The following is a 25,888-nucleotide window of genomic DNA, read 5'->3' as shown; positions in this document are numbered from 1 at the left end:
TATTATTTTATAAATAATTAAAAAGGAAATAAAATGTATACAGTTGATATAAGTATGATAAAAATTGATAAAACTCATTATTTTAGATATACTGGAAAAATTCAGGAAAAGATTATATATAAAGGTAAAACATTTTTTGATAAATATGAAAGAATTGATAAAACTTTAACATTGCAAGTAATGAATTTACATGATGAAAGAAAGGAAATAATTGCTCACGATTTAATTAGAAAAAATATAAGAGGGGAATATGTAGAAAATATTGTATTTGTATATAATGGAAGAGATCCTGAGAGATTTTGGCATAGAGCTCAATTAATGCTTAGAGATGAAGGATTTTTAAATTTTACTGCCTATAAATCTAAAACAGAAGGGCATTTGCATCTTTATGTGCATAAAGGGCATACAAATTTATCTGAAGCTTATCAATTGGCAAATTTATTATCTCAAAAATTATCTCAAAAATTACCAAAACAGTGGAAGATGTTTCCAAGTCAAGATTTTCCAAAGGAATTTAATATTTTAAATTTACCATATGAAGTGTATCAAAAAGAAAGAGGCTCATCTTGGGCTAAACATATGTAAAAAGGATAAAAAATGGAAGAAAAAAATGATTTAATGGGAAATATAACAAATGACAATAATAATATGAAAAAATATTTAATTATTGGTGGTCTTATATTTGTAATATTTGTAATAGGTATAGTAATTGCTAAATTTGCTTTTGGAACTTCAAAAGATAATACACAAGTGATTTTACCACCTGAACCTACTACAAAAACTCAAAAAGCAGATACAGAGCTTTTTAATTCTATTCCTGTAGAAAGAAGTGATAAAATAGATAATATAAAATTTAAATCAGAAAAAAAAGTTTCACAGCCAAAGCAAGAAAATAATATAACTGAATTCAAAAAACCAGAACCTGTAAAAATAGAAACTCAAAATATAGAAGCTAAAAAAACTATAAAAAAAGAACTTAAATCTAAACAAAAGAAGCAAAATATTTCTATAAAAATAGTTAAAAATTACTATATTCAAGTAGCAGCTGTTACAAGAGGTGAGCCTTCTAAAAGATTTTTAAAATTGATTAAACAAAATAATTTTAATTATAAAATAGTAAAAGCTAATATTAAAGGAAAACAAATAAAAAGAGTTTTAGTTGGGCCTTTTACAAAAAAAGAAGCCCAAAAAGAGTTATCAAAAGTTAAAGCTAAAATTACAGCAGCAGCATTTATTAAGAAGTTAAAATGAAATATAAAAAATTTATAATTGATGAATTTTCTCCAGTTGCTATTTTTAATAAATTAAAAGAAAAATTTTCTAATGAAAGGATTTTTCTTTTTGAAAGTATGGTGAATAATAGTAATGGAAATTATACATATATTGTGATTGGGGAAAAAGAAAGAATTGTTTATAAAAATGAAAAAACAGAATATTTTAATGGTAAAAACAGTGAAATTTTAGATATAGAGCCTTTTAAATTTTTAAAAGATTATTATGAAAAAATAGATTTTCAAAAATATAAAAAGTTATCCGATGAAGTAGATATTGGATTTATTGATGGATTTATCGGTTATGTTGGTTATGATATGGTGAAAGTATTTGAACCTGTTTTAAAAACTTATATGAATAATTTAGATGATCAAACTGATATTCCAGATTTGTATATGATACGACCCAAAATGATTTTTGGATATTCTCATAAAACAACTGAGGCAACTTTTATTGTTAATGAAGCAAAATATGAATGTGAAATAAATATAATTGAGAGCTTAATTAATTCTACTTATAAACATCGACCATTAAAATCTGCAAAATTATTAAATGAACCTAAATTTGTATTTAGTGAAGATAAATTTAAACAAATGGTTTTAAACGCAAAAGAGATGATAAAAAGTGGGGATATTTTTCAAATAGTTCTTTCAAATAGATTAAAAGTGAAGGCTAAACTTGATGATTGGACATTTTATAGAAAATTAAGAAGTAAAAATCCAAGCCCTTATCTATATTTTTTAGAATTTGATGATTTTAGTATAATTGGCTCTTCACCAGAAGTAATGATAAGACTTACTGATAATGTTATTTTACTTAGACCAATAGCTGGGACAAGAAAAAGAGGTAAAAATTTAAAAAGAGATATTGAACTTGAAAATGAAATAACTCATGATGAAAAAGAAATAGCAGAACATATTATGCTTGTAGATTTAGGTAGAAATGATGTAGGTCGTGTTGCGAAAGCCGGAACAGTGAAAGTGGAAGATTTAATGAGAGTAGAAAAATATTCGCATGTTATGCATATGGTAAGTGATGTGGTAGGTGAACTTGATGAAAAATATGATATGTTTGATCTATTTAAAGCTACTTTTACAGCTGGAACAATGACTGGAAGTCCAAAAATTAGAGCTATGGAATTAATTGCTGAATATGAAGGTATCAAAAGAGGATATTATGCTGGAAGTATAGGATATTTTGGATTTAATGGTAATATGGATAGTGCTATAACAATTAGAACTGCTATGAAAAAAGGTGATGAAATAATTTTTCAAGCAGGTGCAGGAATTGTGGCTGATTCTAAACCAGAACTTGAGGCTTTGGAAGTTAGAAATAAGCTTGGTGCGTTAGTCGCAACATTAAAAGAATTGGTAGCAGAATAATGGCAACAAATACATATATTCCAAAAACATTTAAAAATTCAGCAGTTATTGTTAAGCCACAAGGTTTTCTAGATGGTAATAATGTAAATATGCTTATTACTCCAACTGATATAAATAACTTTGAAAGAAAAAAAATAAAATCATTAGAATTAGTATGTAGTAGTGTAGTCAGTCTAAATTTAAATGCAGTAAGATTTTTGAATGATGTGTTTGAAAATTTATATAAAAAAAATATAGAATCTTTTATTATTTCACCTAATAAAAATGTTGAAAGTGTATTTTTAAAATTAAAAGAAAAATTTTTTAATATTATAGAGAGCACAGAAGTTGCTAATGTATTTTGTCAAGACAATAACGATACATTTAATAAAAATATATATTTGTATAGTGATAATGTTGAAAATAAAAATATGATCCTTTATTATTTAATTAAAAGGGGATATACTCCAATAGTTTTAAATTCTAAAGAAGAACTTCAAACAAAAAAGAGCTCAAATCCTAATGATCTTTTTATAGAAAAAAGTATAATTTCTAAAATTTCGAATCGTGTAATGTCTTTTACAAAAGATAATATGATATTTTTTTATTTGGATGGATTTTTAGATGCAGAATTTACCACATCATTTGATATAGAATATTTTAGAAGAAGTTTGATTATAGGTTTTAAAGTTTTTGTATTTGATGCTACTTATGTAAAAGGAATAAATATTCATGCTATTAGATATTTATCAAAATTGGCAGTAGAATCTGCTGAATATGGGGCATTACTTTGTGTTATTGCGTTAGATACAAAAGAAATAAATAAAAATATTTTAATGGATATGGAAGATAGTGGATATATGTTTTTTAAAGATATTGATGGATTTAATGAAAGTGAAGAAGTAAAAGAGGCAGTGTTAAGCGTAACTGAAACTATGAAAAAAAACAGAAAATCTCTTACAAAAGATACAATTAATTTATTACCTTATTTTATAAATGCTACTATTGAATCAATTGAACTTATGACAGGAGTAAAAGCCAAAAAAGATAAACCAGGTATAAAAGCGTTAGAATTTAATCATAAAGAAAATAATTATATAGCAAGTAGTGTAGGATTTTATGGTGATTTAGATGGAATGCTTGTTTTAATTTTTAGTGAAAATCTTACAAAAAGTGTATCTAAAATTTTACTTGGAGAGGAAGCTAAAACAAAGGAAGAATTTGTTGATATAGTAGGGGAATTTGCTAATATTATTGTAGGTAATGTAAAAGCTAATATTTCAAAACAAGATAAAATGATTGATTTAACTTTACCTAAAATATTTGATGATATAGATTCTTTATTTGCTTTAGTAAAAGAGAAAAAAGGTGTAGAAGTTCGATTTGATTTTGAAGGTGAAGAATTTTATTTCTTCTTAACAAGGTAAATAAATGAAACTTTTTACAATATTTGGGAGTCCCGTATTTCATTCAAAAAGTCCAAGAATGTATAATAAATGTTTTAAATTTTATGGATTAAATAATTACTGTTATACAAGAACTTTACTTGAAGATGGTAGTAAAATAATTGATGTTTTTAAAAAATTAAAGATAAGTGGGGCGAGCGTAACAGTGCCTCATAAAGAGTGGGCTTATAAATTAGCTGATGAGGTTAGAGGAATTGCAAATGATATAAAAGCAGTTAATTGTTTAGTTTTGGAAGATGATAAAATTGTAGGATATAATACGGATGCTGAGGGTTTTATGGAAAGTATAAAATATTTTAATTATGAATCTGTTTTGATTATAGGAGCTGGTGGGACAGCTAAGGCTATAAGTAAAATGTTTAAAAATCCAACTATTTTAAATAGAAGTGAAGGGAGATTAAAATCTTTTCAAGATTATAATAGTTTTACATGGGATAATTTTGAAACTAAAAAATATGATTTAATTATAAATACTACAAGTGCAGGGCTTAAAGATGATAATTTGCCAGCACCAAAAGATATTTTAGAGAAGTTATTCACGGAAGCAAAATATGCAGTTGATGTAATCTATCACGAAACTCCTTTTCAAAAAATGGCAGAAAAGTATGGTTTAAAACTAAAAGATGGAAGTGATATGCTTGTTTATCAAGGTGTTTTGCAATTTGAAAAATTTGTAGATTTTAAAATAAATAGAGATGAAGTAGCAAAGCTTATGAAAGAGGCGGTGAAGTTGTAAAAATATACCCTCTAACTTTTGGTGGTATTTTACTAAGTCTCATTTTTTCTTTGAATTTTTTATTCATTTTAGCCCCAACAAATGGGCTTATAAAGATATCTTTTTCATTTGAATCAATAGCAATTTTTCCACCAACTACTAAACTAAAATTGGTTTTAATTATTTCATCTCGTTGGGGCTTTGATAGAATATATCCAAGCTCTTTTAAAATTAGATCAATTTTTTTGATATCAATTTGTGGATTTGAAATTTTAAATTTGTAGAGTTCTTTTTCTTTTGTCCAATCTTTTTGAAATAATAATTCTTTATCAGTTTCTAAATATTCAAAACTTCTTTTAATACCATCTTTAAACTCTTTTACAAATTTGGAAGCAAATTCTTTTCTAAAATAGTTTCTTTTATATTTAGTATCCTCATTACTCTCATCTATGAAATGTTTTATATTATTTTTATGAAGATATTCTAAAATTTCATCTCTACTTAGTTCAATTAATGGTCTTTTTATGGTATAAAATTTTCGTTTTTCTTCATAAGGCATCGAGATAATTTCTTTAAGTCCAGCACCTTTACTTAATTGCATCAAGAACCATTCCATTTTATCATTTAATTGATGAGCTATAAAAAGAGTTTGATAATTATATTTTTTTATTAATTCTTCAAAAAAACTGTATCTACAATTTCTTGCGTTCATTTCAAAATTACTATTTTCTAAAAAACACTCTTTTATAAATATTTTTTTATTATATTTTTTTGCTAAATTTTTAGCATATTCTACTTCTTTATGAGCTTGTTTTCTTTTATGATAATTTACAATTGCTATATCAAAAGTAATATTTTGTTCTAAAAGAGTAAAAAAAAGGGCCTGTGCTATCAACTCCTGCCGAAAAGGCTAGTAGATTATTTTGGAATTTCATTTTAAAATCTTCCAATATCCGCCTTTTGCACTACCAATTCGCTGGATAATATTTTGTTTTTTAAGTTTTTTAATATGTTTTTCTATTGCTGTTGTACTTATATTCAGTTCTTTTGCAAGTGCTGTGATTGAAACTTTTGGATTATTTTGCATAAGCTTGATAATCTTTTGTTGATTTTCACCCAACCTTTCACCCAACCCATTAGGTGAAATTTTATTATTGTTAAAATAAAACTCTACCCATAAACCATTTTCCCATCTAAATTCTGGAGTAATTTCATTGAATTTTTGTGATTCTTCTATGATTTTTTCTATTCCTCTTCCCCAAGATTCTATATATCCTGCTAGAAAGAATGGATAAGCAATAAAAGGATTGTGTGGCTGAGATGTATGTTTTTGCAACAAAGTGTCTATTGTCCAATGTGGTGGTAAATCTCCTGCATTCCACATAAGAAGTTTATCATCATATACACTTATTTGTATGCTGTTTTGAGAACTGTAATCTTTATGAACAACTGCATTAATTAGAGCTTCCCTAAAAGCTAATTCTGAGATAGGAAAACTCTCAACCCTTTGAATACCATCATAGCTGATTAAAGCACTGAGATATTTTGTAAAAATAAGTTCCATAGTTTTATCTACTTGTTCAAATAAATTTCCTTCTATTATATCTTGATAAACTAAATCAGTATTTGATTTGAAATATCCTATTTTAATCATACTTCCCATAACATATTTCATAGGCTCTTTTGCAAATAATAGGGCAGTAGCTCGTTTGAAATAATCTCCTTCTCTTAATTTTAATTTATCTATTAACATATCATCACTTTCTTGCAAAAGTTCAGGCTCAATTCGTTGTTTTCTTTCAGCTTTTTGGCGAAAAAGTTTAAAAGCATAAGGGTCTAAATCTTTATTTCCAAAATAGGGCACTGGCACACTATCCCAAGTTTTACCCTGTTTTCTAAGTAAAAACTTATCAAGAGCCACACCCTTTAGCTCTTGAGTTGTACTTCCACTTCTATAATAATATGAACCTTTATAGCTTATAGGATATGGATATTTGTCTATAATGATTTCAAGATACTCTTTACCTTCATCTAATTTTAGATTGACATCTATCATTATTCCTAATATATCTCGTACTTTGTTTGGTATATCTTCAAGTAGTTTTTTGGTATTCTTAATACCAATAATATTTCTATTGTCATCCACACTAATATAAAGTTTTCCACCTTCAGTATTACCAAATGCACTAATCCATTTGATATACTCATCTCTCCAAGATTGTTTAAATTCTATGTTTTGTAATTCGTTAATTTGTAGTTGCATTTTTTATCACTTATTATTATGAAATGATCTAATTTTTCCAATTAATTGTTCTCCTGCTAACTCAGTAACTAAAACATTATATTTTTGTCCAATATTTAACTTTTCTATTTCACTTTCATTTATTAAAATATCTCCATCAACTTCTGGTGTCCAAAGTTTAGGGCGAACTGAATAAAATAATTCATCGTCTGTCATTCCGTCTAAAAAACATTCACAAGTTTGATTTAAATATAATTTTAATCTTTTTTGAGTTGCCTTTTTTACTACTTTTTCAATCTCTTTCATTCTTTTTTCTCTAATCTCAGGAGCGATTTTATCTTTTCTTAGATATGCCGCTGTCCCTTCTTCATCAGAATATTCAAATATATTTACTCTATCAAATTGATACTCTTTCAAAAAATCTTTAACTATTTCAAAATCTTCATCATTTTCTCCAGGATGACCAACTATAACTGAAGTTCTAACAAATGAAAATTCTGTTCTCATAAGAAGTAGCAATTCTTTTAATTTTCTTACACTACTTCCTCTTTTCATAATTTTAAGCATTTTATCGCTAATATGTTGAATTGGCATATCGAAATAGTTTTGAACAGTTTTTGATGATAATATTTTATTAATTAATCTTTTAGTGGTAGTTGATGGATATAAATATAAGATTCTAACATTAATTCCATCTATTTTATCAATTTCGTCAATAAGTCTCTCAAGTCCATCTCGAATTCCTTTATCTCTAAGATAAGAAGATGAATCTTGACTTGCAAGTGAAAAATCAATAAATCCTTTATCTTTTAATCTTTTGATTTCATTTATAATTTCAGGGATTTCTCTAGAATTTAGTTTACCTTTAAATGATGGAATTGCACAAAATGAACATTTTTGATTGCACCCTTCACTAAGTTTTATATAAGCGTGATAATTCGAATTTGTAATAACTCTATCTTCATTATGAATCAGATAAACTTCATCACTAAAAAGTGATTTTTTTTGTTTTATTAATTCATCAATTTTGGCATATTCTCCGACCCCTGTCCAAATATCAACTTCTGGGATTTCTTTTTGAAGTAGTTCTTTATATCTAGCACTGAGGCATCCAGTAACTACTAAAGTAGAGTTTTCTTTTCTTTTTTCATTAGCTTCAAAAATAGTATTGATACTTTCTTCTTTTGCACTTTCTATAAATCCACAAGTGTTGATGATAATTACATCAGCTTCATTTATATTATCAGTTAATTCATACTCTTTTAATTTACCAAGCATAACTTCACTATCTATTAAATTTTTTACACATCCAAGGGAAATTAAGTGTAATTTCATCTATTACCTTTTTATTTTTATTATAGTATAATTTCATAAAAAAAGGAATTGAATGAAAGAAAAATCAGTTTTATATATAAGTTTTTTAATTATTTTTTTGCCACTGATTAAATTTGATATTTTTATTTATCCGACATTAGATTATTTTGGAAAATATGTTTTTATCTTAGCTCTGAATATAGTTCCATTTTGGGTTACAAATATGCTTTTTAATTTAAAAAATGAAAAGTTACAAAAGACTTTACCAATTCTATGGGCTGTTTTTATGGGAGGAGTTTTTTATTATATTTCATAGCTTTTTATTTCACTTTTTTAAAACTTTCAAGTTTATATAAAAGTTTAATATCTCCATTCTTTGATTTAAAAACTACAGGGTAATATACTTTTAAAACATTATTTGTATTTTTTATATCATTTATAAATTTATAAAAGCTAGTAGGAGAATTTAGAGTAGTAGAAACAATATAAGATTTTTTAGTAAATTCTTTTTCATATATAGAACTATTTTTATCTTGAATATCTGTTATTTTCATATATTTTGAGCTAAATATTTTAAAACTTTCTTTATTAAAATCCATTTTAAAAGCCAATATTATTTTATGATTTTTTTTGTATAATTCTTTATATTGAATTGTTAATTTATCTAATTTATTTTGAATTTTATCTGCTTTTATTTTTGTAATATAATAGTTATGTTTTACTTCTTTGAATTTTTTGATTGTTGGGGCAATTAAAAACACTAGTAATATCATAAATATAATAAAAAATATAAAAAATAGTAAAAAGTTTTTTACAATATCTATTCCAAACATTTCTACTCTTGGTAATTTAGGTAATTTTAATTTCATTCTTCCTCTTTTAAAGTATTAATTGATTCAAATCTATACCAACCATTGTCCATTTGATAAAAATTTGTTAAAGTTTGGGTAAATATTGATTTTAATGGTGGTAATAATAAAATATTATAAACATTTTTTGTTGGTGTTATTCCATAAATTATTAAAGAATTTTTTTCTATTTTTATGTTTGTAAGAGTTATAGGATCAGGGATTAAATCAAGTAAATTTTTAACACCATCTTTTAATAATTGATTATTAACAGTAATATTTGTATATAGAGTTTTTTCTTTATTAATAAAATCTATCTTTTTTTCAAATTTTTTGATAATAATATTGTTTTGTATTATCTGAGATTGTAATTTTTTTGCATTTTTTATATCAATATAAGCTTGTATTGCCAAAAACATGCTAAAGCCTATTATTAAACCTGTTACAGCACTTATAAATATTAACCATAATTTAGTGTCTTCACTAAAAAAAGGTTTTATTTTAGGCTTTGTAAAACTATACATCTATATCTTTCCTTGCTAATAAATTTATATCATTTAATATATCTATTTTTTTTACTTCTACATTTACTAACAATTCATCTCCTATTTCTTTTAAAAATTTTGTATCAAACTCATAAGTTTTTAATAGATAAATATTTTCTAGAAAATCATCACTGTAATTTTCATAATAATCTTTTATTGAATCTTTTATAAAATTTGTTATTTCAGTTTCTTCTTTTATATTTGTAAAATCTTCATTATTTTCATCATTTTTTAAGTCATCTAATTTATCTAAATCTTTTTCTTCAATATTTTCTTCTAAATTATCTAAGTCATCTAAGTCATCTATTTCTTCAACATCATCTATGCTAATTTCATCATTAAACATATTACTATCATTTTCATTATTATCTGTTTTATTTTCAGTTTCTTCTTGTTTGAATTCATATATGGCACTATATAAAGGAGATTCTTTTTTATAAATACTTAATACAATATTTTCTTGTGTAATTAATGCATATAAAGTATTTATAGTTTTTTCTTTATTAGCTTCTATTATTAAATAGGGAGAATATATTAAATCAACATCATATTGTTCTATTTTCTTTTTAAATTCTTGTAACTCAAAAATCCCAATAAATATAGAAAATTTATTATTTACACATAAAATTTTTATGTTTTCAATATGTATTCCGAATTCTTTATATCTTTTATGAGAGCAACTATCTAAACAACCTTGATTATAATTCATTATAAGTGTTGATATATAAGTCTGAGTATTTTCCATTAAAGACATTTTTATAAAATTTAAAAATTCTTTTTCATTTTCAAAAGTTTTGTCATATTCTTCTATAATTTTGTTTTTTTTAACTATAATTTTTTGAATATAAAATATATCATTTTCTTTATAATATGCTATAAATGTTTTTTTTATAAATGATTTAATTAATGAGAACATAATGGATGCGCCTTTATATAGTTTTTAAGTTTAGTTGAAGAATTTAATTTTGTGTATATTTGTGTAGTTGAGATAAATTCATGTCCTAAAAGTTCGCTTACATCATTAATTCTTGCACCGTTATTTAACATTTCAGTAGCAAATGAATGTCGTAATTGATGAGGTGTTATTTTTATACCTATTTTTTTAAAAGATTTTTCTATTATATATCTAATTTGTGCATCACTCATTTTAACTCCATTTTTTTCAAATAGATACTTTTTAGGAGAATAAATTTTTATATATTTATTAATTGTATCTTTTATATGTTTTTCTAATGGTATATTTCTTGTTTTATTACCTTTACCAATAACTGTTATCCATTTTTTATTTATATTTGTGAGTAATATATTTCTGGCTTCGCTAATCCTAAGACCCAATCCAAATACAGTTATAATAGTTGTATATTCAACTAAATCGGCAATTTTTAGAGTTTCTTTTATATTTGTCATTGATACAGGTTTAGGCAAAGTTTTTGGAACAGAAATTTGGTCGTCTCCTATAATTCTAAAATTATATCCTTTATTTTCTAAATATTTAAAAAAGCTTCTTAAAATAGAAACTTTTTTTGCAATAGTTTTTCTATTTTGAGAAGCTATTTTCATTCTATATCCACTTATGCTTAAATGATTGTTATCAATTTCTATATATTTAATAGCATCATTTAAAACGGTATTATATGTTTTATAAGTAGTTTGACTTTTTGTATTTTCTATAGTTTTTAAATAAGTTTTAGCTTCTACTATTAAAAATTCCATTATATAATTTCACCGCCTTTGTATAGTTTTGTTTAGCTTTTTGTTTTAACCCTTCATCTAATAATTTAGAGCTTGGAAGGTTATTAAATTCACCTATTATAACTTCTAGCATCATTTTAATTTTAGTTTTATCAGTTTTTGTAATTACTTCTTTATTTGAAATGGATTCTATATCAAAAAGATATTCGTTACTTTCTTTGATATAATTTTGCCAAATTTCAGCAATTTTTGATTGAGTTAAAACTGTAAAAGCCATTGTATTATATCTATTTTTTTTGTAAGCTTCCCCTGCTAATTCCTTTGCTTTAGCATACTCTCCAAACTCATAATAAGCTTTAGCTTCAAGTGAAATTCTATAACTTGTATTAAAAAAATAGTATAAAAAAATAGTAAAAACCAATATTAAAAATAGTATTATTTTTTTCATATCTCACCAGTTAGTGAACTCAAATGAGGTTCTTTTATTTTAATATCTATAATTTTACCAAGTAAACTATCATCTCCTTTTGCTTTTACAGTATAAAAGTTGTCACTTTTACCACTTACAATGCCATTTTCATATTTTTCAATTAAAACTTTCATTGTTTTACCTACTTTTTCTTCTGATTTTTTTTCTACAATCTTTTTTTGCAACGCTTGAAGTTTATAAAGTCTTTTTTTAGCTACTTCTTTATCAACTGTATCTGTATAGTTGGCTGCTTCTGTGTGAGGTCTTGGAGAATATAAAAAACTAAACATTTGCTCAAATTCTGCTTTTTTTACTAAATCTAGTGTATTTTCAAAATCTTCATCTGTTTCACCTGGAAATCCAACTATTATATCTGTTGAAATTACAATATTAGGAATTTTTCTTAGCTTATTGATTCTATCTAAATACCATTCTCTTGTATATCCTCTTCTCATTTTTTTAAGAATTCTAGTACTTCCACTTTGAACTGGGAAATGCATATGTTTACAAATCTTAGGATTTGATGCAAATTCTTCTATAAATTCATCATCTGCGTGTAATGGATGAGGTGAGGTAAATCTAATTCTTTCAAGTTTTTCTATTTTACTAATTTCTTGAAGTAATGTTGTAAAATTTATTTTTTTATGAACTACAGAAAATCTTTTTCCATATCCATTTACATTTTGACCAAGGAGTGTAACTTCTTTTACTCCATTATCCACAAGTTTTTGGATTTGATTTATAATTATATCTGTTGGAATTGATATTTCTTTTCCTCTTGTTTTAGGAACGATACAAAATGAGCATTTTTTATCACAACCAAGAGTAATATTGACATAATCTTTAAATTTATTTGTTCTAAATTCTTTGAAAAGATAAGTTGTCTCATCATAATTAATATCAGTAATTACAGTTTTTGGGATATTTATAGCTTCTTTTATTCTACTCACATTTCTTGAACCTATAACAAAATCAACCGTTGGAGCTCTTTTTATAATTTCTTTACCCATATGTGATGCGGTACATCCACAAATACCAATTTTTGAATCTTTTTTTCTTTTTTTATTAAAAACACCAATTTCGCTAAAAAGTTTAGCGACAGGTTTTTCTCTAACTGAACAAGTATTGAGTATGATTAAATCAGCTTCTTTTAGATTTGAAGTTAATTCATATTCATCACTTAGTTCAGCAATAATATGGTCTGAATCTTTTATATTCATCAGACACCCTAATGTTTCTATATAAAGCTTTTTCATCTTTAACCTTATAATATATGCATTTCGTACATATAACCATCATCTTCAAGTGTATATTTAACTTCTCTGAAATATACAGAATAACCTTCTTTTTCAATTAAATCAATCAAATCTTGTAAATCTTTATAAGATGTTTCTTTTGAGAAATAAAAAAATGAGTCTTTTTTAACTTTTGATAAAAATTTTTCCAAATCTACTGTTTTTATTTTATTGTCTGTTGTTACTAATTTTAGTTCCATTTTATGCCTTTATTGTGAATTTATTAAAATTGATATTTATTTTATCAAAATTTTAGTGTAAAATTATAAAAAAGTAATTAAAAAGGTAGAAAATTGGATAAAACACTAGATATTCTTAATGCATTAGCAAATGAGAAAGGCTTGAAGTTTGAAGATGTGGTAGAAGCTTTTAAAATAGCTCTTTTAAAAACTGCACAAAAAATGCTTGGAAATGTAAATATTGTTGTTAATTTTGATAAAGAAAATAAAAAACTTCATGTATATCAAATAGCAGAGGTAGTTGAAGATAAAGATGAGAGAGCTTATGAAGATGGAGAAAATTTTATTTATCTTGATGAAGCTCATGATATTGATAAAAATTTAAAAATTGGTGATAAAGTTGAATTTGAACTTGATTTTGAAAAATTAGGAAGAGCAGGAGCATCTAATTTACAAAGAGAACTTGATTTCCAAATACTAAGACTTATGGAACAAGGAATTTATGGTAAATATAAAGATAGATTAGGAGAATTAATTACAGGTGTTGTAGTTAGGGTGGATAAAGATGAAAATACTTATATTGAAATAGGAGAGGTAAAAGGAGTTTTACCAAAAAGAAATAGAATCAAAGGTGAAAATTTTAAAGTAGGTGATTTATTGAAATCAGTTATTAAATATGTAAATATGGACAAAAATAAAGGTATTACTATTGAAATAAGTAGAACTACTCCTAAATTTTTAGAAGAACTTATTAAATTGGCAGTTCCAGAAGCAAAAGAAGGGCTTATTAAAATTCATTCTATTTCAAGAATTCCAGGAGTTAGAGCAAAATTAGCAGTTAGTTCATTATCTCCAAATATTGATGCAATTGGAACAATTATTGGAGCAAAAGGAGTTAGAATTAATTCTGTTTCAAGAGAGCTAAATGGTGAAAATATAGATGTAATTGAATATAATGTTGCACCTGAAATGTTTATTGCTCGTGCTTTATCTCCAGCAATTGTTGATAGAGTAACAGTAGAAGAAGCAAAAAATGAAGATGAAATGCCAATAGCTAAAGTTTCAATAAAATCTGATCAAAAAGCAAAAGCAATTGGTAAAAATGGGATTAATATAACTCTCGCAAGTATGCTTACAAAATATAGAATTGAACTTGTAGAAAAAGAAGAACAAGAAGAACCTAAAAAAGATGCTAAAGATTTCGATCAATTGTTTAGTTTCTAAGGATGTTGAATGAAAGTAGCACTGATTCAGCAAAAATATTATGGAAGTAAAGAAAAAACTGTAAATAAAACAGTTGAAATGATTAGTAAAACTAATTCAGAATTAATTGTTTTACAAGAACTTCATCAAAATGAGTATTTTTGTAAATCAGAAGATACTAAATTTTTTGATTATGCTGACGATTATAAAAAAGATATAAAATTTTGGGCTAAAATTAGTAGAAAATTTGATATAGTATTAGTTACTTCATTATTTGAAAAAAGAGCTGATGGAATTTATCATAACACTGCTTATGTGTTTGATAAAGGTTGGATAGCTGGAAAATATAGAAAAATGCATATTCCAGATGACCCTGGGTTTTATGAAAAATTTTATTTTACACCAGGTGATTTGGGGTTTGAACCAATTGATACAAGTGTTGGACGACTAGGAGTTTTAGTCTGTTGGGATCAATGGTATCCAGAAGCCGCTAGAATTATGGCATTAAAAGGTGCTGAGGTTTTAATTTATCCAACTGCAATAGGTTGGCTTGAATGTCCAAAAACAAGAGTAGATGAACTTTGTGAAAAAGAGAATACTCCCAAAGAAAAACAAAAAATGCTTGATGCTTGGATAAGTGTGCAAAGAGGTCATGCGGTTGCAAATGGACTTTCTGTCATTACAGTTAATCGAGTAGGAAGTGAAAAAGATGAAAGTGGAGTTTTAGAAGGTATTAAATTTTGGGGGAATAGTTTTGTTTTAGGTCCTCAAGGCGAGTTTTTGGCACATGCAGGAATGAAAGAAGAGATACTAGAAGTTGAAATAGATTTAAATTCTTCAAAAGAAGTCCGCAAAATTTGGCCTTTTTTAAGAGATAGAAGAATAGATAGTTATAAATGTCTAAAAAAAAGATATTGTGAAAAAAAATAAAAGGATAAAATATGCCAATGTTAGATAGTTTTATGGTTGACCATACAATAATGAATGCACCAGCTGTGAGAGTTGCAAAAACGATGAAAACTCCATCAGGAGATACAATTACAGTTTATGATTTGAGATTTGTAGAACCAAACAAAGAGATTCTTTCAAGTGAAGGGATTCACACATTAGAGCATCTATTTGCTGGATTTATGAGAGACCATCTAAAAGGTTATGAAATTATAGATATTTCTCCGATGGGGTGTAGAACTGGGTTTTATATGAGTGTAATTGGAACGCCAAAAGACAAAGAAGTTATCAAAGCTTGGGAAAAATCTATGAAAGATATTATAAAAACAAAAAATATTCCAGAAGCTAATGTGTATCAATGTGGAAGTTGTTATATGCATTCATTAAAAAAAGCAAAAAAGATAGCAAAAGCTATTTTAAAAAGAGGAATTGGAACACTTGATAATAAAAAACTAAAATTAAAAGGTAAAATTCCTAATGTTTGTAATATAAATTCAAAAAAAGTAAAAGTTCTTGGATAAAGTATTTAAAGAGTTTTGTGAGTTAATCGAAAAAAAAGAATTTTTCGAAGCTCACGAGGTATTAGAAAAAATTTGGCATCCTATGAGAAAATCAAATCATTCAGATTCTAATATTATTAGAGGTTTTATAAATGCAGCTGTAAGTTTGGAATTAAAAAAAAGAGGTAAAAATAATTATCTAAAAGTTTGGAATACTTATGAAAAACATAAGGTAAAAATAAATAATAATGAAATTTATTTTAATACAGTTGAATTTTTAGATAATTATAAAAAGGATTATTTATGATAGAAAAAATTGTAAAAAAAACATTAAAAGAGTTAGAGAAGGCAGAAAAAGAAGCATATCCTCTTTATTATAAAAATATTTTTAATGATTTAGCAAAGGAAGAAGGGTTAGAATTAGATTCTAAACTTACTTTAAGAGATGGTATAAATGAAAAACTTTTAAATACAACAAAAGAAACTACAGCTTTTATTTCACAACAAAATAAAGAAATAGAAAATCATTCTAAAAATTTAGTCGAAAATGTTGAAATTACTGATACACATGAAGAAACAATAAAACTTGTTAAAGAATTTGAAAAAAATTTAATAGATAAATTAGATTCATATAAAGGTAAAATAGATAACTTAAATAAAGAACTTGAAAAAGCTTATAAAGATTTACATATTGATTCACTTACAAAATCTTATAATAGAAAAGCATTGGAAGATCATTTAAATAAAATATTAGAAGCTGGAAATGATAAAAAATTAGATTTTTTTATAATGGTGGTTGATTTGGACCATTTTAAGGAAATAAATGACACTTATGGACATTTAATAGGAGATTTTGTTTTAATAAAATTTGTACAACTAATCAAAAAATTAATTAGAGAAAGTGATAAAATTTATAGATTTGGAGGAGATGAATTTATAATCTTATTTAATAGAATAGATCAAAAAAATATAGAAAGAATTGCTAATAAAATTATAGGAAAAATCTCATCTACAAAATTAAAATATAAAGATAATATTATTTCGTTAACAACTTCTTTAGGAATTACTTGTCATAAAAAAGGTGATACAAGAGATACTATTCTAAAAAGAGCTGACGAAGCACTATATGAAAGTAAAATTCATAGAAACAGGGTTACAATCAAGTGTTAGATTTTGTTCATTTTAATGTGCATACAGATTATTCTTTACTGCATTCATCTATAAAGTTAAAAGAGCTTATAAAAAGAGCTGAGGAGTATCAATTTAAAGCATTAGCTATTACAGAACTTGGAAATATGTTTAGTGCTGTTGACTTTTATAAACAAGCTAAAAATCTTAAACCAATTATTGGAATTGATGCTTATATCAAAAATGAAAAATTTAGAGTTAAATTAATTGTAAAAAATAGAGCTGGATATGATAACTTAATGTATCTTTCTTCAATATCATATTTATATCACTATAAAAACAATGAATATCCAATTATTCCTTGGGAAGAGTTAATCACTCATAAAGATGGAATAGTTGTAATCATAAATTATTTAGAAAGTGAAGTAGGTTTTCATCTGAATTTATTAAATCAGGATAACTTCTTAAATGGTGCCAAAGGGTTTGAAAAAGCACAAGAAGTTTTGAAAATTTATAAAAGTGAATTTAATGATTTATATTTAGAAATTAGAAGAGATGGATTTAAAGAAGAAAAATTTATAGAAAATGATATTAAAACTTTAAGTAAAGAATTTGATATTCCACTTATTGCTACAAGTGATGTGTGGCATTTGGATGAATTAGATTATATATATTCTGATGCACTTGAATGCATTGCTGCAAACAAACAATTTGATGATTTACATAGAGAGTTATCTAAAAAAAGTTATTTTAAAACAAAAGAGGAGATGAATTCTCTTTTTACAGATTTACCTGAAGCTTTGGAAAACACTACTAAATTAGCTGACAAAATAGAACTTAAGCTAGATCTTGGAGATCCAACTCCACCTAAATTTAAATTTACAAAAGAATATGCTAAGGAAGAAGGGCTTGAATTTGATAATGATGCCGAATATTTTAGTTATAAATGTCGTGAAGGTTTGGAAAAAAGATTAGTTTATATTCCAAAAGAGAGACATCAAGAATATCGTGATAGATTAGAGTATGAAATAGGAATTATAAATCAAATGAAATTCCCTGGATATATGCTAATTGTTTGGGATTTTGTTCGTGAATGTAACGCAAGAATTCCTCATATTCCAGTTGGCCCAGGAAGAGGGAGTGCAGCTGGAAGTTTGGTTGCATATTCTTTGTGGATTACAAATATAGATCCACTTAAATATGGACTTATTTTTGAAAGATTTTTAAATCCTGAACGGGTAAGTATGCCCGATATTGATATGGATTTTTGTCAAGATAAAAGAGGGGATATTATTGAGTATGTTAGGGAAAAATATGGTAAAGAAAATGTAGCTCAAGTTATTACATTTGGTTCACTTCTTGCAAAAGGTGTTTTAAGAGATGTAGCTAGAATTTTTGGAATTAATTATTCTATTGCGGACCAATTTGTAAAATTAATTCCGGATAAATTGGGAATTAAATTGAGTGAAGCGATAGAGGAAGAAGAGAAAATAAAAGAACTTGTAGAAGAAGAGCCAGTTTATAAAAGATTATATGAATTTGGACTTAATCTTGAAGGTATCAAAAGAAATACTGGAATGCACGCAGCTGGTGTTGTAATAAGTGATAATAAACTTTGGGAAAAAACTCCGCTTTATCGTCAAGATGAAAATTTTGTAACTCAATATTCTCTAAATTTTCTTGAAGATGTGGATTTAATCAAGTTTGACTTTTTGGGACTAAAAACATTAACTGTAATTGATAATGCTCTTAAATTTATCAAACAAAATTATAATAAAGAGATTGATTTTACTACAATGGAAACGGATGATTCTAAAATCTTTGAATTAATTTCAAGTGGAAATACACTTGGATTATTCCAGGTAGAATCTGATGGAATGCAAGATTTGAATAAGAGACTTAAACCAAATTGTTTTGAAGATTTGATTGCTGTTTTGGCACTTTATAGACCAGGTCCAATGGACGCAGGAATGACTAATGATTTCGTCAAAAGAAAAAATGGAAGTGAAAAAGTTAGTTACTTTTTTGATGATTTTGCGCCTATTTTAGAACCTATTTTAAAGCCAACTTATGGGGTTATTGTATATCAAGAACAAGTTATGCAAATAGTGCAGGCTATTGGTGGATTTTCTCTTGGTGAAGCTGATATTATTCGTCGTGCTATGGGTAAAAAAAACATAGAATATATGAAACAAAAAGCAGGAGAATTTGCCGAAGGTGCTGCTAAAAAAGGTCTTAAAAAAGAAGATGCAATTGAGCTTTTTAATTTAATTGAAAAGTTTGCTGGATATGGATTTAATAAATCTCATTCAGCTGCATATGCCATGATTACTTATCAAACAACATATCTTAAAGTCTATTATCCAGCTGAATTTTTCTCAGCTCTTCTTTCAAGTGAGAAAGATAATACAAATAAGATTGTTCGATATATAAATGAAGTTAAAAGATTAGGTCTTGAACTGCTTCCACCAAGTGTTCATCAATCAAATGATGATTTTACACCGATAAAAAATGAAATACTTTTTGGCCTTGGTGCTATTAAAGGTATTGGAAGTAAAGCAATTGAATCAATTATGCAAAGTCGTCCTTTTGCAGATTTAGAAGATTTTATTTTAAAAGTAGATACTTCTAAGGTAAACAAAAGAGTTTTGGAAGTTTTAAGCAAATCAGGTGCAATGGATGGACTTGGATTTAGTAGAAATGCTATATTTTCTCAGATAGAAGAAATTTTGGATTTCAAAAGACGTGTAGAAGATGGAGAAAAAAGAAAAGAAAATTCACTGTTTGCAGATTTTGATGATTTTGTAAATGAAAAATTAAATATTAAAAATTTGGCTGAATGGAGTGATAAAGAAGTACTTGATAATGAATATGAATCATTAGGATTTTATGTAAGTGGGCATCCATTAGACCATTATCAAAAAGAAATGGAAAATATAAAATTGAATTATTCAAGTGAGATTGAAGAACTTAACAAATCAGATGCTCTGTTTGTAGGAAAAATTGAAAATATTAAAACTCGTTTAGCAAAAAAAAGTGGAAATAAATTTGGTATAATTACACTTATGGATTATCATGGTGAAGTAGAATTTATGGTATTCAAAGATAAACTTGAAGTTTTTGAAAATTGGCCAAAAGATGAACCTGTTGCAGTAAAATGTTATATAGAAAAAGTAGGAGATTTTACAAGAATCAGTTGTAAAAAAGTTATGACTTTGTCTGAAGCAAAGGGTGAAGAAGTTCAAGTCAATAAAATTCTAAAAATGGAAGATTATTATTATTCAGTGGATATTGATAAAGATTATGAAAAAACATTAATGGATATTTATAAAAAATCAAAATCAAAAAGTGGAAATAAAAGACTTATTTTAATGCTTAAAACTCCTTTTGGGTTTAGTTTGGAATTTAAAACCACTATTTTGACAGATGTTTTAGAGTAATTGAAAATTGATGGTTGATAATTTAAAAAATAATAAAGGTTGAAAAATGAAAAAATTACTATTAGTGAGTTTATTTATGTTAGATATAGTTTTTGCAAAAACTATATTAGTAGCAGCTGCTGGAAATACTGTTTATACTTTGCCAGCTTTAAAACAGGAATTTAAGAAACTTTATCCAAAGATAAATGTTAAATTTATAATTTCAAGTAGTGGAAAATTAACAGCGCAAATTCAAAATGGAGCGCCATTTGATTTGTTTTTATCAGCGAATATGAAATATCCAAGCTATTTATATTCAAAAAAATTAGCTATAACTAAACCAAAAATATATGCCAAAGGCGCTTTAGTGCTTTTTAGTATTAGAAAAAAACTTACAAATTTAAATGATTTAAAAAATGTTCAAACAATAGCAGTTGCGAATGTTAAAACAGCACCTTACGGAAAAGCTGCAATTGAAATTTTAAAAAATGCTAAATTGTATAATAAAGTTAAAAATAAGTTAGTATATGCCGAGACTGTAAATCAGGTAGTTTCTTATGTAAAAAATGCGGCTGATGTGGGATTTGTAGCAAAATCTTCAATGTTTTCACCTAAAATGAAAAAATACAAAGCCAATTATATAAACATAAATAAAAACTTATATACTCCAATAAATCAAGGAATTGTAATTATAAAAGATAGCTCAGAAGCTAGAAAATTTTATAATTTTATTTTGAGTAAAAAAGCAAAAACAGTATTCAAAAAATATGGATATGAATAGTTTATTAAGTATTAATTGGATTCCATTTATTTTATCATTTAAATTAGCATTTACAACTGCTACTATTTTATTTATAATAGCAGTTCCGTTTGCTTGGTATCTTTCACAAACAAAATCTAGATTTAAGCCAGTTTTAGAAGCTTTAACAGCTATGCCAATAGTTTTACCTCCATCTGTTTTAGGATTTTATATTTTGTGGGGTCTTTCTTATAATTCTCCAATTGGTTTATTTTTCGAAGAATATTTTAATATGAAATTAATTTTTAATTTTAATGGACTTGTAATTGCTAGTTGTTTATACTCTTTTCCTTTTATGGTGCAACCTTTGCAAAATGGATTTGAAAGTCTTAATAAATCTATGATAGAAGCAAGTTATATAGCAGGAAAAAGTAAACTTGTTACACTTCTAAAAGTAGCACTTCCAAATATAAAGCCTTCTATAATGACAGCTATTGTAATTACTTTTGCTCATACTGTGGGAGAGTTTGGAGTTGTATTGATGGTGGGAGGCTCAATCCCAGGAAAAACAGAAGTAGCAAGTGTAGCTATTTATGATTTGGTTGAAAATATGGATTATGAAAAAGCTCATATTTATAGTGCAATTATGGTATTTTTAAGTTTTATAGTTTTAGTTGGTGTTTATATATTTAATAATAAACAAAAGGTTAAATTTTGATAAAAATTAAAGTAAAAAAGCCACTTTATGGAGTAGTTGAAAATATGCTTTTAGATGTAAATTTAGAGATTAAAAAAGGTGAATTTTTAGCGATTAAAGGAAAAAGTGGAAGTGGAAAAACTACATTTTTAAGAATTTTATCAGGGTTAGAAAATGCTGAGGGTGAAATAAAAGTAGATAATGAAGTTTGGTTAAATGATAAAATTAATTTACCACCTCAAAAAAGAAAAATCGGATTTTTATTTCAAGATTATGCACTTTTTGAGAATATGAATGTGGAAGAAAATCTATTGTTTGTAAATAATGATAAAAATTTAGCAAATAGACTTTTGGAAGTTACGGAACTAATCCCACTAAAAAATCGTTACCCAAAAACTTTAAGTGGAGGTCAAAAGCAAAGAGTTAGTTTGTGCAGAGCTTTGATGAAAAGACCTGAAATTTTACTTTTGGATGAACCACTTTCTGCTCTTGATTTGGAGATGCGAATTAATCTCCAAAATGAAATTTTAAGACTTCATAAAGAGTTTAAAATTACGACTATTTTGATAAGTCATGATTTAAGTGAAATTTATAAACTTGCAAATAGAATAATTGAACTTAAAAATGGAACTGTTATTAGTGATTTTTCAAAAGAAAATTTAATAAATGATAAATTGTTTTTGGATGCTGAGGTGTTAGATATAAAAGAAAATAGTGCTATTGTAGCTATTGGTCAGCAAATTATACACATAAAAAATAACAATTATAGAAAAAATAGTTTCATAAAGTTACAAATTAATTCTAATCTTTTCTAATTATCTTATAACGAATTTAAAAAATGTTAAAATTATGAAAAATTAAAAAGGAGTCTTTATGCTTAAAAAAGTATTAAAACTTTCAGGTATTGCAGTTGTTTCGAGTATGCTTCTAGCTTCAAGCGTGCAAGCTAAAACAGTTAGATGGAGACTTGCTATGAGTTGGCCATCAACTTTAACACCACTTGCTTCTCCACCAATCAAAATGGCTGAAATGGTTAAGAAGATGAGTAATGGTAAATTTATTATCAAAGTAGAAGGGTCAGAAAAAACAAAAGCACCTCTTGGAGTTTTGGATATGGTAAAACAAGGTGCTTATCAAATGGGACATTCTGGAAGTTATTATTGGAAAGGAAAAGATATAAATACAATTTGGTTTACTACGGTTCCATTTGGTATGACAGTAGCAGAACAATATGCTTGGTTTTATTATGCGGATGAAAATCATGATGGAAAACCAGATGGTATGGAATATATGAAAAAAGTATATGACAAATTTGGAGTTTTATCTTTTCCTGGTGGAAATACAGGTGTTCAAATGGGTGGATGGTTTAGAAAACCAATTAATTCTTTGGCTGATTTAAAAGGTCTAAAAATGAGAATCCCTGGACTTGCTGGCGAAGTTATGTCAAAACTTGGAGTTAAAGTTGTAAATATTCCAGGAGGTGAACTATACACTTCACTTGATAGAGGTGTAATTGATGCACTTGAATGGGTGGGACCAGGAATGGACATCAAAATGGGATTTAATAAAGTTGCAAAATATTATTATACAGGATGGCACGAACCTGCAAGTGAAATGCAATTTTTGGTAAATAAAAGAGCTTGGAACAAACTACCAGCTAATTATAAAGAAATGCTTGTTACTGCTATGAAAGCAAGTGCGGCTGATATGTATATGGAAAACTTTGCAGATAGTGCAAATGCTTGGGCAAAAATGAAAAAAGATAATCCAGATATTAAAGTAAAAACTTTTCCAAAACCTGTATTAAAAGCTATGTATAATGCTACACAAAATTTATTACAAGGATATGCAAATAAAAATAAATTGTTTGCAGAAATTTGGGCAAATCAAAAAGCTTGGATTAAAAAAGCAAGACCTTGGAGTATGATGAGTATTTATAAATATTTACAAACTTCAAAAGAGGTAGAAGGGAAATAACCCCTCCTGCTGAAAAGGTAAAGAATGGTAAAAATCTTAGATAATTTTTTTGAAAAATTAAACACCATAACAGGTAAAATATTATCAATTATAATGATTTTACTGATTATGAATGTTTTTTATGATGTTGTTAGTAGATATTTTTTTCATGGTGGTAGTATTGCTTTGCAAGAGCTTGAATGGCATATTTTTGGTGTTATGATACTTTTTGGTATAAGTTATGCACTTAGAGAAGAAGCTCATGTAAGAGTTGATTTTTTATACAATAAATTTTCACCTAAAACTCAGGCAGTTATAAATATTCTTGGAACTATTCTTTTTATAATTCCCATAAGTATTTTTATTGTTTATGTTAGTTATGATTTTGTAATGGATAGCTATGTAACGAATGAAATTAGTGATGATCCAGGAGGATTAACTCATAGATGGATTATAAAAAGTATGATTCCTTTAAGTTTTATATATTTGATAATTACTTCGATTGGATATATTACGAAAAATATAATAATATTTAGAGAAAATAAAAAAGTAAAAGAGGATGTTGAAGTATGACTGGTTTAATAATGTTTGTAGCTGCGTTTTTTATGTTACTTATAGGATTTGATGTTGCTTTTACATTTGGCGCGGTTGCACTTATTTTTGGTGCAATTGCAAGTTATTTTGAATTAGCACAAGATGGAGTAGTTCATTTCGCTGATTGGAGTGCTGAATTTTTAAGTATGTTTTCAATGATGCCTTTTAGAATCTATGCAATTATTGGAAATAAAATATTAATTGCAATTCCTCTGTTTATTTTTATGGGAGTTGTTTTAGAAAAAAGTGGAATAGCCGCGAGACTTCTCGAAAGTATGGGAACTTTGTTTGGAAAAGTTAGAGGTGGATTAGCAGTTTCTACGATAATTATTGGAACAATGCTTGCCGCGAGTACGGGGGTTGTAGGAGCGAGTGTAGTTGCTATGGGAGTTATTGCCTTGCCGGTTATGCTTAAACATGGATATAATAAAGGAATAGCTACTGGAACTATTTGTGCGAGTGGAACACTTGGACAGATTATTCCACCAAGTATAGTTTTAATTATTTTAGCTGATGTTTTTAATGAGCCAGTTGGGGATTTGTTTAAAGCAGCTGTAATTCCGAGTGTTGTTTTGGTGGGAGCTTATATTGTCTATATTTTAGTTATTGCAAATATCAAAAAAGATATAGCCCCAGCAATGCCAAGTGTGAAAATTAATTTTAAAGAAATTTTTATAGCCTTAATTCCTCCACTTGTTTTAATTGTTTTAGTTTTAGGAAGTATTTTTGCAGGAATTGCTACTGCTACTGAAAGTGCTAGTGTAGGTGCCGTGGGTGCACTTGTTTTGGCATTTTTTTATAGGAGCTTGAGTTTTAAACTAGTAGAAGAAGCGAGTTTAGATGCAGTAAAAATTACAGCTATGGTATTTGCTATTTTAATAGGTGCAACTGCTTTTAGTATGGTATTTACTTATAGTGGGGCTGATGAAATTATCGAAAATTTTCTAACTTCCTTGCCGCATGCGCAAATGCTATTTATATTTTTGGTAATGGCAATTATTTTCTTTTTGGGATTTTTTATAGATTTTATAGAAATAAGTTATATTGTTATTCCTATTTTATTACCAGCTGCAAGTGATTTAGGTATCAATCCTATTTGGTTTGCAATATTAATTGCTATGAATTTACAATCATCATTTTTAACTCCACCTTTTGGATTTAGTTTGTTCTATCTTCGAGGAGTAGCGCCAAAAGAGGTTACAACGATTGACATTTATAAAGGTGTAATTCCGTTTATTTTGATTCAAATGTCTGTATTAGCTGGAATGGTGTTTTTTCCACATATTTTTGGATTTTAAAAGAAGAA

Annotated in this window: 28 protein-coding genes; 18 read left to right on the top strand and 10 right to left on the bottom strand. The window is 26.5% G+C overall.

What is annotated here, in order from left to right; translation table 11 throughout:
* The first annotated feature begins 33 nt into the window (after positions 1-33).
* Genes ACZ5OA_RS05910 through ACZ5OA_RS05890 form a run of 5 tightly spaced genes read left to right on the top strand, consistent with a single transcriptional unit; the run spans position 34 to position 4,835 of the window.
* Positions 34-585 (top strand): DUF1882 domain-containing protein, encoded by a 552-nt coding sequence (locus tag ACZ5OA_RS05910; protein ID WP_464906954.1) that lies wholly within the window; start codon positions 34-36, stop codon positions 583-585.
* 12 nt (positions 586-597) lie between these two features.
* Complete coding sequence (locus ACZ5OA_RS05905) at positions 598-1,251, top strand: SPOR domain-containing protein (protein WP_464906953.1); 654 nt, start codon at positions 598-600, stop codon at positions 1,249-1,251.
* A complete protein-coding gene (locus ACZ5OA_RS05900; protein ID WP_464906952.1) occupies positions 1,248-2,654 on the top strand; it encodes an anthranilate synthase component I family protein in 1,407 nt (468 codons plus the stop codon). Before ACZ5OA_RS05905 ends, ACZ5OA_RS05900 begins: the two co-directional genes overlap by 4 nt.
* Positions 2,654-4,060, top strand: a complete 1,407-nt coding sequence (locus tag ACZ5OA_RS05895) for a chemotaxis protein CheX (RefSeq protein ID WP_464906951.1) — start codon at positions 2,654-2,656, stop codon at positions 4,058-4,060. The genes ACZ5OA_RS05900 and ACZ5OA_RS05895 overlap by 1 nt, the downstream gene beginning before the upstream one ends.
* A gap of 4 nt (positions 4,061-4,064) precedes the next feature.
* Positions 4,065-4,835, top strand: coding sequence for a shikimate dehydrogenase (locus ACZ5OA_RS05890; protein ID WP_464906950.1), 771 nt, complete (start codon positions 4,065-4,067; stop codon positions 4,833-4,835).
* Here ACZ5OA_RS05890 and tilS read toward each other — a convergent pair.
* From tilS to rimO, 3 genes are read right to left on the bottom strand one after another with little or no spacing between them, the layout of a single operon-like run.
* Positions 4,810-5,709 carry a tRNA lysidine(34) synthetase TilS gene (gene tilS, locus ACZ5OA_RS05885; protein WP_464906949.1) on the bottom strand — a complete coding sequence of 300 codons (900 nt, stop codon included), beginning with the start codon at positions 5,707-5,709 and terminating at the stop codon, positions 4,810-4,812. The two genes, ACZ5OA_RS05890 and tilS, sit on opposite strands and share 26 nt — an antisense overlap.
* A 36-nt stretch (positions 5,710-5,745) precedes the next feature.
* Positions 5,746-7,077, bottom strand: a complete 1,332-nt coding sequence (locus ACZ5OA_RS05880; protein WP_464906948.1) for an ATP-binding protein — start codon at positions 7,075-7,077, stop codon at positions 5,746-5,748.
* 6 nt (positions 7,078-7,083) lie between these two features.
* On the bottom strand, positions 7,084-8,391 hold the full coding sequence (rimO, locus tag ACZ5OA_RS05875; protein ID WP_464906947.1) for a 30S ribosomal protein S12 methylthiotransferase RimO: 1,308 nt from the start codon (positions 8,389-8,391) through the stop codon (positions 7,084-7,086).
* A gap of 52 nt (positions 8,392-8,443) precedes the next feature.
* Here rimO and ACZ5OA_RS05870 point away from each other — a divergent pair, with 52 nt between their 5' ends.
* On the top strand, positions 8,444-8,686 hold the full coding sequence (locus ACZ5OA_RS05870) for a hypothetical protein (protein WP_464906946.1): 243 nt from the start codon (positions 8,444-8,446) through the stop codon (positions 8,684-8,686).
* 4 nt (positions 8,687-8,690) lie between these two features.
* On the opposite strand, the gene ACZ5OA_RS05865 is transcribed toward ACZ5OA_RS05870, so the two are convergent.
* From ACZ5OA_RS05865 to ACZ5OA_RS05835, 7 genes are read right to left on the bottom strand one after another with little or no spacing between them, the layout of a single operon-like run.
* Entirely contained in the window at positions 8,691-9,239 is a 549-nt protein-coding gene (locus tag ACZ5OA_RS05865) for a hypothetical protein (protein WP_464906945.1), read from the bottom strand.
* A complete protein-coding gene (locus tag ACZ5OA_RS05860) occupies positions 9,236-9,742 on the bottom strand; it encodes a hypothetical protein (protein ID WP_464906944.1) in 507 nt (168 codons plus the stop codon). The genes ACZ5OA_RS05865 and ACZ5OA_RS05860 overlap by 4 nt, the downstream gene beginning before the upstream one ends.
* On the bottom strand, positions 9,735-10,679 hold the full coding sequence (locus ACZ5OA_RS05855) for a hypothetical protein (RefSeq protein ID WP_464906943.1): 945 nt from the start codon (positions 10,677-10,679) through the stop codon (positions 9,735-9,737). Before ACZ5OA_RS05855 ends, ACZ5OA_RS05860 begins: the two co-directional genes overlap by 8 nt.
* Positions 10,667-11,476 (bottom strand): tyrosine-type recombinase/integrase, encoded by an 810-nt coding sequence (locus ACZ5OA_RS05850; protein WP_464906942.1) that lies wholly within the window; start codon positions 11,474-11,476, stop codon positions 10,667-10,669. The genes ACZ5OA_RS05855 and ACZ5OA_RS05850 overlap by 13 nt, the downstream gene beginning before the upstream one ends.
* Entirely contained in the window at positions 11,451-11,903 is a 453-nt protein-coding gene (locus tag ACZ5OA_RS05845; RefSeq protein ID WP_464906941.1) for a hypothetical protein, read from the bottom strand. The genes ACZ5OA_RS05850 and ACZ5OA_RS05845 overlap by 26 nt, the downstream gene beginning before the upstream one ends.
* Positions 11,900-13,180: a tRNA (N6-isopentenyl adenosine(37)-C2)-methylthiotransferase MiaB gene (gene miaB, locus ACZ5OA_RS05840; protein ID WP_464906940.1), complete on the bottom strand. Its 1,281-nt coding sequence runs from the start codon at positions 13,178-13,180 to the stop codon at positions 11,900-11,902. Before miaB ends, ACZ5OA_RS05845 begins: the two co-directional genes overlap by 4 nt.
* Before the next feature lie 8 nt (positions 13,181-13,188).
* The gene (locus tag ACZ5OA_RS05835) at positions 13,189-13,419 is read right to left on the bottom strand and encodes an HP0268 family nuclease (RefSeq protein ID WP_464906939.1); all 231 of its coding nucleotides are present in this window, start codon (positions 13,417-13,419) and stop codon (positions 13,189-13,191) included.
* Between the two features lie 93 nt (positions 13,420-13,512).
* Between ACZ5OA_RS05835 and nusA the strand changes: the two genes are divergently transcribed.
* Genes nusA through ACZ5OA_RS05775 form a run of 12 tightly spaced genes read left to right on the top strand, consistent with a single transcriptional unit; the run spans position 13,513 to position 25,880 of the window.
* Complete coding sequence (nusA, locus tag ACZ5OA_RS05830; RefSeq protein WP_464906938.1) at positions 13,513-14,622, top strand: transcription termination factor NusA; 1,110 nt, start codon at positions 13,513-13,515, stop codon at positions 14,620-14,622.
* Between the two features lie 9 nt (positions 14,623-14,631).
* The gene (locus ACZ5OA_RS05825; RefSeq protein WP_464906937.1) at positions 14,632-15,531 is read left to right on the top strand and encodes a carbon-nitrogen hydrolase; all 900 of its coding nucleotides are present in this window, start codon (positions 14,632-14,634) and stop codon (positions 15,529-15,531) included.
* Positions 15,532-15,542: 11 nt separating this feature from the next.
* Entirely contained in the window at positions 15,543-16,070 is a 528-nt protein-coding gene (gene luxS, locus ACZ5OA_RS05820) for an S-ribosylhomocysteine lyase (protein ID WP_464906936.1), read from the top strand.
* Positions 16,063-16,356 carry a DUF309 domain-containing protein gene (locus ACZ5OA_RS05815; protein WP_464906935.1) on the top strand — a complete coding sequence of 98 codons (294 nt, stop codon included), beginning with the start codon at positions 16,063-16,065 and terminating at the stop codon, positions 16,354-16,356. The genes luxS and ACZ5OA_RS05815 overlap by 8 nt, the downstream gene beginning before the upstream one ends.
* Complete coding sequence (locus ACZ5OA_RS05810) at positions 16,353-17,219, top strand: GGDEF domain-containing protein (protein ID WP_464906934.1); 867 nt, start codon at positions 16,353-16,355, stop codon at positions 17,217-17,219. The genes ACZ5OA_RS05815 and ACZ5OA_RS05810 overlap by 4 nt, the downstream gene beginning before the upstream one ends.
* Positions 17,213-20,617: a DNA polymerase III subunit alpha gene (dnaE, locus tag ACZ5OA_RS05805; RefSeq protein WP_464906933.1), complete on the top strand. Its 3,405-nt coding sequence runs from the start codon at positions 17,213-17,215 to the stop codon at positions 20,615-20,617. Before ACZ5OA_RS05810 ends, dnaE begins: the two co-directional genes overlap by 7 nt.
* A gap of 46 nt (positions 20,618-20,663) precedes the next feature.
* Positions 20,664-21,377, top strand: a complete 714-nt coding sequence (gene modA / locus ACZ5OA_RS05800; RefSeq protein WP_464906932.1) for a molybdate ABC transporter substrate-binding protein — start codon at positions 20,664-20,666, stop codon at positions 21,375-21,377.
* Positions 21,370-22,053, top strand: a complete 684-nt coding sequence (gene modB / locus ACZ5OA_RS05795; RefSeq protein WP_464906931.1) for a molybdate ABC transporter permease subunit — start codon at positions 21,370-21,372, stop codon at positions 22,051-22,053. Before modA ends, modB begins: the two co-directional genes overlap by 8 nt.
* Positions 22,050-22,847 (top strand): ABC transporter ATP-binding protein, encoded by a 798-nt coding sequence (locus tag ACZ5OA_RS05790; RefSeq protein WP_464906930.1) that lies wholly within the window; start codon positions 22,050-22,052, stop codon positions 22,845-22,847. The genes modB and ACZ5OA_RS05790 overlap by 4 nt, the downstream gene beginning before the upstream one ends.
* A 58-nt stretch (positions 22,848-22,905) precedes the next feature.
* Complete coding sequence (locus ACZ5OA_RS05785) at positions 22,906-24,009, top strand: TRAP transporter substrate-binding protein (protein WP_464906929.1); 1,104 nt, start codon at positions 22,906-22,908, stop codon at positions 24,007-24,009.
* A gap of 24 nt (positions 24,010-24,033) precedes the next feature.
* On the top strand, positions 24,034-24,561 hold the full coding sequence (locus tag ACZ5OA_RS05780) for a TRAP transporter small permease subunit (protein ID WP_464906928.1): 528 nt from the start codon (positions 24,034-24,036) through the stop codon (positions 24,559-24,561).
* Complete coding sequence (locus ACZ5OA_RS05775; RefSeq protein ID WP_464906927.1) at positions 24,558-25,880, top strand: TRAP transporter large permease; 1,323 nt, start codon at positions 24,558-24,560, stop codon at positions 25,878-25,880. Before ACZ5OA_RS05780 ends, ACZ5OA_RS05775 begins: the two co-directional genes overlap by 4 nt.
* Positions 25,881-25,888 lie beyond the last annotated feature (8 nt).

This window comes from Thioreductor micantisoli (assembly GCF_055392745.1).
Note: the sequence above shows the minus strand (reverse complement) of the source record. Positions and strands in the feature narration are given on the sequence as shown.